Below are 9,171 nucleotides of genomic sequence, written 5' to 3'. Positions count from 1 at the left end.
ATAAATGCCAATCTCGAAGAAACTTATGTTATACGACAACATCAGAGTTAATTCTACTTAAGTCCTAGAAAAACGCGAAAAGGCGAATGTTTTTGTCGAAAAACATAAGCGAATTTGAAGGGAAAAGATTGAATCTTTTTCCATAATTTCTAAGGAGAGGAGGGAAATCGTGAATCTTTTGAATGATATTAGCTTTAAAAGATTACAAGGTGCACTCGATGCGTCCAACACTAGACAACAAACGATTGCAGACAACATTGCGAATGCGGACACCCCGTACTACAAGCGTTCTGACGTATCTTTTGAAGAAATTTTAAAGCAGCAAACGGATGGAGATATGCCAGTTCTTAAGGGAAAAGTAACGGACTCAAGGCATTTTGTCATAGGACCTTCCTCTTCCGTTCCTACACCTGTAGTAACAATGGATCATTCGACATCCATGAATAATAACCAGAATAATGTCGATATCGACAAAGAAATGAGCCTTCTGGCGGAGAACCAGTTGCGTTACAACGCTTATATTCAACAAGTGAATGAACAGATTAAAATGATGCGTGTTGGAGTGGAAGGGAGATAACTTAGGTGAATATCAGTAACAGTTTTAACATTAGCTCCTCGGCCCTGACAGCCCAACGCTTGAGGATGGACGTAATATCTTCTAACATCGCCAATGCTGAGACGACTCGCGCCAGTGTATCGAATGGCGAAGCCGTTCCCTACAAAAGAAAAATGGTAGTTCTCGAACCAAACAAAGCTTCGTTTAGCAGTATCCTGCAGAATCAGATGGGTAATAAGGCCTCGGGTGAGGGAGTTAGAGTATCAGAGATTCGTGAAGATCAGTCTCCTCTGAAACCTGTATATGATCCTTCTCATCCAGATGCCAACGCTGAAGGGTATGTGTATATGCCAAATGTGGATATTGCGAAAGAGATGGTTGACATGATATCAGCTTCTCGGTCCTACGAGGCAAACGTAACAGCGCTAAATTCAACCAAAGCAATGATAACAAAAGCTTTAGAGATCGGAAGATAGATTACGGTAATGTCAATGAGGTTTTAACATGAATAATGGGATAAAGGGGAGACATTGATGATTCAGAACAACATGTTTAATACACAGGTAGTTCAACCGTTGCAGATGCAAAATGCTTCCGTTAGCAAAACATCGACACCAGCCGAAACCATTCAGAGCTTCGGTACATACTTACAAGAGGCATTAGGGTCCGTGGCAACGCAAGAGAAACAGGCACATGAAATGTCCAATCAATTTCTATTGGGTAATGTGAACGTGGATCAGGTAATGATCGCTTCAGAACAGGCCCTGTTGAGTCTGCAACTCACGTCGCAAGTCCGAAACAAAGTAGTCGAAGCGTATCAAGAGATTATGCGTACGCAAATGTAAATAGAGCATGATTGCGCTTCGATACCAGCGCTGATCATTACAACAAGCAGCTGCGATGCTGCTCCTGAGGCGAATCTCGTACTTTAGTAATAGAAGTACTTTGATGGCTCGGGACAGACTAAGCAAAGTTTCGGATGGGGTGACAGAGTGAATGAGAGAATTGCCCAGTACAGGGATAAAGTAACCCAGTATTGGAATAGCTTCAGCAAAAAACAGAAAGTTTTACTGGTTTCCACCTTTTTATTTTTAATTCTGGCAGCGGTTGTACTAACTATGCAGCTGTCCAAAACAGAATATGAAGTGGCATTTACTGATTTGAATTCCAGTGACTCAGCAGGAGTCATTAACTACCTGGATTCATCCAATATCCCCTACAAATTAAGCGCAGACGGGAAAACCATATCGGTACCAAGCACGGATGTTGCACTTGCAAAAGTCAACATAGGATCACAAGGAATTATTCAGAATGGTTCATTAGGATATAAATCATTCGAGGAGTCCTCATCACCGATCGGGATGACGGACAAGGAATTTGATGTTAAATACAACAATGCGATTAACGGAGAGGTCGAACAGTTACTCCAGCGCATGCAGGGTATTCAAGATGCAAAAGTCTTGGTCAATATGCCGAAAGATAATATCTTTGCCGGCCTAGAAGAGCAGGACAAGGCATCCGCTTCCGTAGCATTGCAGTTTAAACCGGGATATCACCCGAATCAGGCAGCGGTGGATGGATACTTTAACTTGGTGAAAACCGCTATTCCCAACCTGCCGATTGAAAATATTACGATCACCAACACGGATGAAGCCGAGTTGATTCCAACTGCCCGTGGAGGCAGTGGTGGATTATCTTCCGAAGTTCAGGAAAACATGGCTTTGCAGAAGAAGTTTGAAAATGACGTACGCAACAATGTAAAACAGTTTCTGTCTCAAATCGTAGGCGAAGACAAAGTAAATGTACTCGTTGCTTCCAAGCTTAACTTCGATAAAGTGACAAGCAAAGAGAATCTGGTTACACCGGTTGATGAAGAGAACATGAAGGGCATCGAGATCAGTGTCCAGGAGATTCAAAAGAGTTATACAGGTGCGAGTACTCCAACAGGCGGTGTCGCAGGTACCGGTCAAGAAGAAGTTCCTGGGTATCCTTCAGCGGATGCAACGGGGAATTCTACTTCTGAGGAATCATCAAGCACTGTAAACTACGAAGTCAATCGAATTGCCAAAGATATCATTTCCAGTCCTTATACTGTTAAAGATTTAACCATTAACGTAGCCGTTGAACCACCTGAAGGGCAAACAGAATTACAACAACCTGTCCAAGATGCAATTGAAAATATTTTGGTGAATATCGTTCGAGCTTCACTTGCAGATTCAGGTAATGTAATTACAGACGCTGATCTGACCAAGAAAGTTTCGGTTATATCCCAAGGTTTCCAGACAGCAGCCGCTGCAGAAACAGGATTCCAGCTATCAACAGGTATGATGTGGGGCGTAGGAGCATTGGTGGCCGCGTTAATCGCAGCAGTCGTTATCCTCCTCGTACGCCGTCGACGCAAACAAAACGAAGAGGAAGAAGAAGAGATTCCTCTCCCAGTAGCAACAGAGTTCCCGTCCATTACGTTGGACAGTGTAACGAACGAAAGTCAAGTGCGCAAACAATTGGAGAGTTTGGCGAAGAAAAAGCCAGACGAATTCGTCAATCTGCTGCGTACGTGGCTGGCTGACGAATAGAGGTGAGCGCATTGGCAAAGGCAAGCAGTCAAGGTTTGACTGGAAGACAAAAAGCAGCAATTTTGTTGATTACACTAGGTCCGGAAGTGTCGGCACAAATCTTCAAACATCTGCGTGATGAGGAGATTGAACAATTAACATTGGAGATTGCCAATGTTCGCAAAGTTGATGCTTCCGAAAAAGATATGATTATGGCGGAGTTTCACCAGATCTGTCTGGCCCAGGAATACATCTCTCAAGGCGGTATTACTTACGCAAGGGAAATATTGGAAAAAGCACTTGGATCGCAAAAGGCACTTGAAGTTATTAATCGTTTGACAGCTACGCTTCAGGTTAGACCATTTGACTTTGCACGCAAAGCGGATCCAAACCAAATATTAAACTTTATTCAAAACGAAAGTCCACAGACGATTGCCTTGGTACTATCCTATCTGCAATTCGAGCAGGCAGCAGCAATTCTATCCTCATTACCTCAGGAGAAGCAGGCTGATGTTGCGCGAAGAGTCGCTGTCATGGACAGCACATCCCCTGAGGTTATCTCTCAGGTGGAACGTGTATTGGAACAAAAGTTGTCGTCAACGGTTACACAGGATTATACAAACGCAGGTGGCATCGAGTCGATCGTACAGATTCTGAATGGGGTCGACCGGGGTACGGAGCGTACCATTTTGGATTCTCTGGAAATTCAGGATCCGGAACTTGCCGAAGAAATCAAAAAACGCATGTTTGTATTCGAGGATATTGTCAACGTGGACGATCGTTCAATTCAACGTATCATCCGCGATATCGACAACGCAGACTTGCAGCTTGCACTCAAAGTGGCGAGCGAAGAAGTTCGCGATGCAGTGTTCCGCAACATGTCCAAACGGATGTCCGAGACATTCAAAGAAGAAATGGAATTCATGGGACCTGTTCGGTTGCGTGATGTGGAAGAAGCCCAGACTCGTATCGTAGGAACGATCCGCAGACTGGAAGAAGCTGGTGAGATCATTATCGCTCGCGGCGGAGGAGATGATATCATTGTCTAATTTGATTAAATCTTTCCAGTATGTGCCGGTTGATGACCGCAAACGTCTTGAAAATCATCATCATTATGGTGGTCCTGAAACTGAAGGAACAGATAGTGAAGTGGAAGGTGCAGAGACAGAGGCGTTACAGGCTCGTGTAGACGAAGAAACCAAACGTCTGACTGCGGAGATGCTGGAGGATGCCAAGGAGTTTGCAGAAAAGCAGGTACGCGAAGCTTCCGAGGAAGCGGAACGCATGCTTAAAGAAGCCCGTGAGCAGATCGATAGCTGGTGGCAAGAACAGCGTCAGCAGGATGAACATTTAATTGAAGCGATGCGCTCACAAGGTTTTCAGCAGGGTTTTGATGAAGGCAAAGTACAAGCTGAACTGGATCTCCAAGTGCAGATCGAACAGATGATGAAAGAAGCTCAGGAAGTACTGCAAGAGGCTTATGTAGCAAAAGATCAAATTATCCAGGAAGCAGAGCCTTTTCTTGTAGAGCTGGCATGCGGAATTGCAGAGAAGGTTATTGATAAGCAGCTCACTGTTGAACCAGAGCATACTCTCGAATTGATCCGTCAGAATCTGTCACGGAAACGTGAACAAGGAATGATTGCCTTGTGTGTAGCTCCAGAGCAATTTGCTTTTGTACAAGCTGCGCGTGAAGAGTTGTCCTTATCCATCGATTCACAAGCCGAACTTCAAATATTGCCGGATGCAACGGTAAAAGACAAAGGGTGTGTCATTCGCTCGTCTTTTGGAAGCGTGGATGCCCGTATTGATACACAACTTTCTGAAATAAAAAAAGAACTGGTCCGCATAGCACTTGAGGATGAGGGGCGAAAAAATCAACATGAAGGTTCTTAGTTCACAGCGTTACATGGAGCACTTACGCCAATTTGATCCTGTTCGGATTAATGGTAAGGTCACACAGGTTATCGGGCTTATGGTTGAATCCGAAGGTCCTGACGCAAGCATCGGTGACGTATGCTACATCTATCCGGGGAAATCGGAGAAGCCGATTCAAGCAGAAGTCGTTGGTTTCCGGGATAACAAAGTGCTGCTGATGCCTTTGGGTGAATTGCAATCGATTGGTCCGGGGTGCGATGTTGTAGGTACCGGGAAGCCGCTTGGAGTTCAGGTTGGTTCAGAGCTGCTGGGCAAAGTGCTTGATGGACTTGGTCAACCTCTGGATGGATCGTTGCTACCTTCAAGGATGCCGATGTTCTCCACATCAAATAAACCTGTGAATCCGATGGAACGGCCGCGTGTACTGGAAACCATGGGTGTAGGCGTTAGAGCGATTGACGGTTTGTTGACTGTTGGTAAAGGTCAGCGGGTTGGTATTTTTGCCGGATCGGGTGTTGGTAAAAGTACATTGATGGGCATGATTGCCCGTAATACGGCCGCTGATGTGAATGTTATAGCTCTTGTGGGTGAACGGGGACGCGAGGTTCGTGATTTTATTGAACGTGATCTTGGGCCAGAAGGGCTGGAGCGCTCGGTCGTCATAGTCGCAACTTCTGACCAACCGGCATTGATTCGAATTAAAGGGGCAGTCATTGCCACCACGATAGCGGAATATTTCAGGGACAGAGGCATGAATGTCATGTTGATGATGGATTCCGTTACTCGTTATGCCATGGCTCAAAGGGAAGTTGGACTGGCTGTAGGTGAACCTCCAGCCATGAGAGGCTACACACCTTCTGTATTTGCGAGTTTACCTAAATTGCTGGAACGTGCGGGAACTGGACCAACCGGTTCCATAACAGCATTTTACACGGTACTCGTTGATGGTGACGATATGAATGAACCGATTGCGGATGCGGTTAGGGGTATTCTGGACGGTCACATTGTGCTGAATCGGTCCATCGCGAACAAAGGACATTTCCCTGCAATCGATGTGTTAGCGAGCATTAGTCGTGTCATGAAAGATATCGCGCCTGAAGAACAGCTGGAAGCCGTTAATAATATGAAGCGATTGATGGCCGTGTACAAAGAATCGGAAGATTTGATCAACATTGGGGCTTATCAAAGAGGGTCGAATGCAGCTATTGATGAAGCGATGGATCAAATCGAAAGCATATGGAACTTTACCAAGCAAAAAGTGGATGAAAAAGTAACACTGAGTGAAGTGCAGGAACGTTTGATTCTTGAATTTGCAAGGAGATGAAAGGTTAAACGATGAAATTTCGATATCATTTCCAAAAGGTAGTTGACCTGAAGAGCAATGAAAAAACACAAGCGGAGTGGATGTTATCCACAGCAATCGGCAAACTTCAAACAGAGGAAGAACACCTTTTACAACTTATGAATGATAAAAACGAACTGATTAGTGTCATTCAATCCGCAACGGAGAGCACTGCTTCTGTATCCAGTCTGCAAGAAATGCACCGATACGTGTATCACCTGGATGAGTGCATCACCAAAAAGAACACGGATGTTAAACACGCTCAGGTCAATGTGCAGCGAAATCAGACGTTCTTGAACGGTAAGATGGTTGATGAAAAAGTGTGGCTTGAAGCGAGAGACAAAGCCAAAAGCAAATTTCAGCAGGAGATGCTCCTCCGGGAACAGAACGATCTGGACGAGATGGCTACTGTACGCTTCGCTGCAAAGACCGGACGCGCAATCTGATGGGCTTCGCAAGCGAAGTTGTCTCGTGAAGGAGGAATGAAATAATGGCTGTTAAAGACACAGATATCGAGAAAGAATCAGGTAGCGGTTGGGAAAAGTTTCTAATGATTTCGATCCCCATTGTCTTCACCGTCGTACTGCTCGGTGTGCTGCTTACCTTATTTAATGTAGATATACGTAATAACATGCTTGAGCTAGCTAACAAAATTCCGGTAGTCAAGGATTGGGTGCCTGATCCTGTGCTGGATCCAGAAAAGGAAAAGCTGGATGAAAGCGAAAAGCAAGTGGAGAGTGCTGAAGCAACAATCGAAAAGTTGAAGTCTCAGGTTGCGGCTAAAGAAACAGAGCTCCAGGCAGCAAAAGAGGCTACTACGACTGAAGCAAAAAAGGCAAGTGATCTGCAAGCGAAATTGGATGAAGCGGAGAAAGCAGCAGAAACTGCAGCCGCTGAGGTTCCGGAGAGCGAGTCTGATTATCAGAAACAGATTAAGGATCTGGCCAAAATGTATGCGGATATGAGTCCTAGCAAAGCAGCACCGATTTTACAGAACATGACTAATGAAGAAATGGTACTTCTTCTGAGTGCGATGCAGTCGACTGCCCGTACGAAAGTGTTGGAGAAAATGGATCCGAAAACGGCGGCAGATGTCACGATGATGATGAAGGATGCAAAACCATCCGGAGATCTGGCACTCGATGCTTTGCAATCCAGATTGAAGAAAGAAACGGCTGCGACCACAACCACGTCTACTACCAATTCGAAAAACCTGGACAAAACACAGCTCAGCCAAACGTTCTCTTCAATGTCGGCCTCAAGCGGCGCAAAATTGCTGCTAGAGACGTATAAACTCAGTCCAGATAAAACATTGACCATTTTGAATTCGGTAGACGATGCAACGCGCTCACAATTACTTGAGAATATGTCTACAGAGAATTCAGCTGAAACAGCGAAAATCTTAAACCGGTTAATGGGCAATAAGTAGGTATCACGATCTTAATTCGAAAGGAGGTGAAACAAATGTCAATCGTATACCAAATGACCTCAGTAGCCACATCAAAGACAACGGGAGCAGCGCAAACTTCGTCTGGAACGCAATCTAAAGGTGGGGTTACAGGGACCGATGGTGGATTTTTGCAAACACTGGCACAGTCATTGAATAGTACCACTTCGGAAGAAAACAACTCGGCTACTGCTGGAGGTTTAACTGTTAATCCGTTAGCTATAACTCTAGCAACTAGTGAAGAAGGGGAAGAAACGTCTCTTACAGCTGTTCTGGACTCGTTGTTTGGTGGCTTGGATTCGCTAGATGAAGTTCTGGAGAATGACCCGACATTACTGGCAGAATTGCAAAATCTGATTCAACAGCTGTATGCCCAATTAAACGGTGCTTCCGTTGAAACGGAAAAAGCGGATGGAACAGTAAATGCGCCAACAACTGTTAACGCTACTGCGGTTATGGATCTTACTGAACATCCAGCTGCAGTTCGCTTTGTACTGCAGGATGTACTTACTCAGTTGGTTGCAAGCATGACTGAACCAGATAGTCCTATAGCCAAAAATACAGCTGAGTTTAAGCAGTTGCTTCAAACTCTCCAGAATCAGCTGCAGGAGGCTGGAGTTGATCTGAGCAACAATAAAGGATGGACGGAACTTAAAACAATCGTTGATTCCATGGATTCATTAAAAGATCAAGGTGTACAAACCAAAGCTACTCCATCTACGGAGAAAGAATTGACTGCGATTCTGTCTTCTACTAAAGAGCTTAAAGTGACAGGTGAAACAGATGTGGACACTTCCTCGGCTGCGAGTGAAGGTGGAGAAATGGATCATTCGAAAGTCATTACAGCCGGTGAGTTATCCATGCGTACTTCGGGCACAACGGTAGCTAAGCCAGCTGAACCTGTAATGCAGGCATCACAGTTTGCAAAGGAAATGACGCAATTTGTGGTGAATAAGCTGGATATCGTGCAGCAAAAAGGCTTTTCAGAAGCTACGATCTCACTTCGACCAGAACATCTGGGTAAGCTGGATGTGCAGATTACCTTGCAGAACGGACAATTGGTTGCACGCTTCATGACTGAACATGCGATGGCGAAGGATATGCTAGAACAGCAAATGACCCAGCTTCGTACCTCGCTTCAATCCCAAGGTATACAAGTGGAGAGAATCGAAGTCACTCAGAGCAGTTCTCTAGGTTCAGAAATGTATCATGACGACGGACGTCAGCAAGGAAATAACTCGCAAGATCAGCGCCGCTCACGGGAACGTGAAGAGCAAACAGACGATGCAATAACTACGGCAAACCTTCAGGAAGAACTGCGGAATTGGCGCAGTGAGAATGAGGAAGGAAACGACTTCCAAGGAGGCTCGTTTACAGCTAAAGCTTAAATAGA

Annotated in this window: 10 protein-coding genes; all 10 read left to right on the top strand. The window is 45.0% G+C overall.

The window, feature by feature from the left end; translation table 11 throughout:
- Positions 1-169 precede the first annotated feature (169 nt).
- The 10 genes from flgB to CHH60_RS07635 all read left to right on the top strand — a co-directional run bounded on the left by flgB (position 170) and on the right by CHH60_RS07635 (position 9,166).
- Positions 170-577: a flagellar basal body rod protein FlgB gene (gene flgB / locus CHH60_RS07680; RefSeq protein ID WP_095287836.1), complete on the top strand. Its 408-nt coding sequence runs from the start codon at positions 170-172 to the stop codon at positions 575-577.
- A 5-nt stretch (positions 578-582) separates the two neighbouring features.
- A complete protein-coding gene (gene flgC / locus CHH60_RS07675; RefSeq protein WP_095358630.1) occupies positions 583-1,032 on the top strand; it encodes a flagellar basal body rod protein FlgC in 450 nt (149 codons plus the stop codon).
- A gap of 57 nt (positions 1,033-1,089) precedes the next feature.
- Positions 1,090-1,401 carry a flagellar hook-basal body complex protein FliE gene (fliE, locus tag CHH60_RS07670; RefSeq protein ID WP_095358629.1) on the top strand — a complete coding sequence of 104 codons (312 nt, stop codon included), beginning with the start codon at positions 1,090-1,092 and terminating at the stop codon, positions 1,399-1,401.
- Positions 1,402-1,548: 147 nt separating this feature from the next.
- Positions 1,549-3,132 carry a flagellar basal-body MS-ring/collar protein FliF gene (gene fliF, locus CHH60_RS07665; RefSeq protein WP_095358628.1) on the top strand — a complete coding sequence of 528 codons (1,584 nt, stop codon included), beginning with the start codon at positions 1,549-1,551 and terminating at the stop codon, positions 3,130-3,132.
- 11 nt (positions 3,133-3,143) lie between these two features.
- A complete protein-coding gene (fliG, locus tag CHH60_RS07660) occupies positions 3,144-4,160 on the top strand; it encodes a flagellar motor switch protein FliG (protein WP_095287832.1) in 1,017 nt (338 codons plus the stop codon).
- Positions 4,153-5,007 carry a FliH/SctL family protein gene (locus CHH60_RS07655; protein WP_095358627.1) on the top strand — a complete coding sequence of 285 codons (855 nt, stop codon included), beginning with the start codon at positions 4,153-4,155 and terminating at the stop codon, positions 5,005-5,007. The genes fliG and CHH60_RS07655 overlap by 8 nt, the downstream gene beginning before the upstream one ends.
- A complete protein-coding gene (gene fliI, locus CHH60_RS07650; RefSeq protein WP_095358626.1) occupies positions 4,994-6,313 on the top strand; it encodes a flagellar protein export ATPase FliI in 1,320 nt (439 codons plus the stop codon). The genes CHH60_RS07655 and fliI overlap by 14 nt, the downstream gene beginning before the upstream one ends.
- 11 nt (positions 6,314-6,324) lie before the next feature.
- Positions 6,325-6,777: a flagellar export protein FliJ gene (gene fliJ, locus CHH60_RS07645; protein WP_095358625.1), complete on the top strand. Its 453-nt coding sequence runs from the start codon at positions 6,325-6,327 to the stop codon at positions 6,775-6,777.
- A gap of 44 nt (positions 6,778-6,821) precedes the next feature.
- Entirely contained in the window at positions 6,822-7,760 is a 939-nt protein-coding gene (locus CHH60_RS07640) for a MotE family protein (protein WP_095358624.1), read from the top strand.
- Positions 7,761-7,795: 35 nt separating this feature from the next.
- Positions 7,796-9,166 carry a flagellar hook-length control protein FliK gene (locus CHH60_RS07635; protein ID WP_095358623.1) on the top strand — a complete coding sequence of 457 codons (1,371 nt, stop codon included), beginning with the start codon at positions 7,796-7,798 and terminating at the stop codon, positions 9,164-9,166.
- Positions 9,167-9,171 lie beyond the last annotated feature (5 nt).

The sequence above is a fragment of the Paenibacillus sp. 7523-1 genome (genome assembly GCF_002276415.1).
In the GTDB taxonomy this organism is placed as follows: Bacteria; Bacillota; Bacilli; order Paenibacillales; family Paenibacillaceae; genus Paenibacillus; species Paenibacillus illinoisensis_A.
The sequence above is the reverse complement of the archived record's forward strand: the minus strand, read 5'-3'. Positions and strand labels throughout refer to the sequence as shown.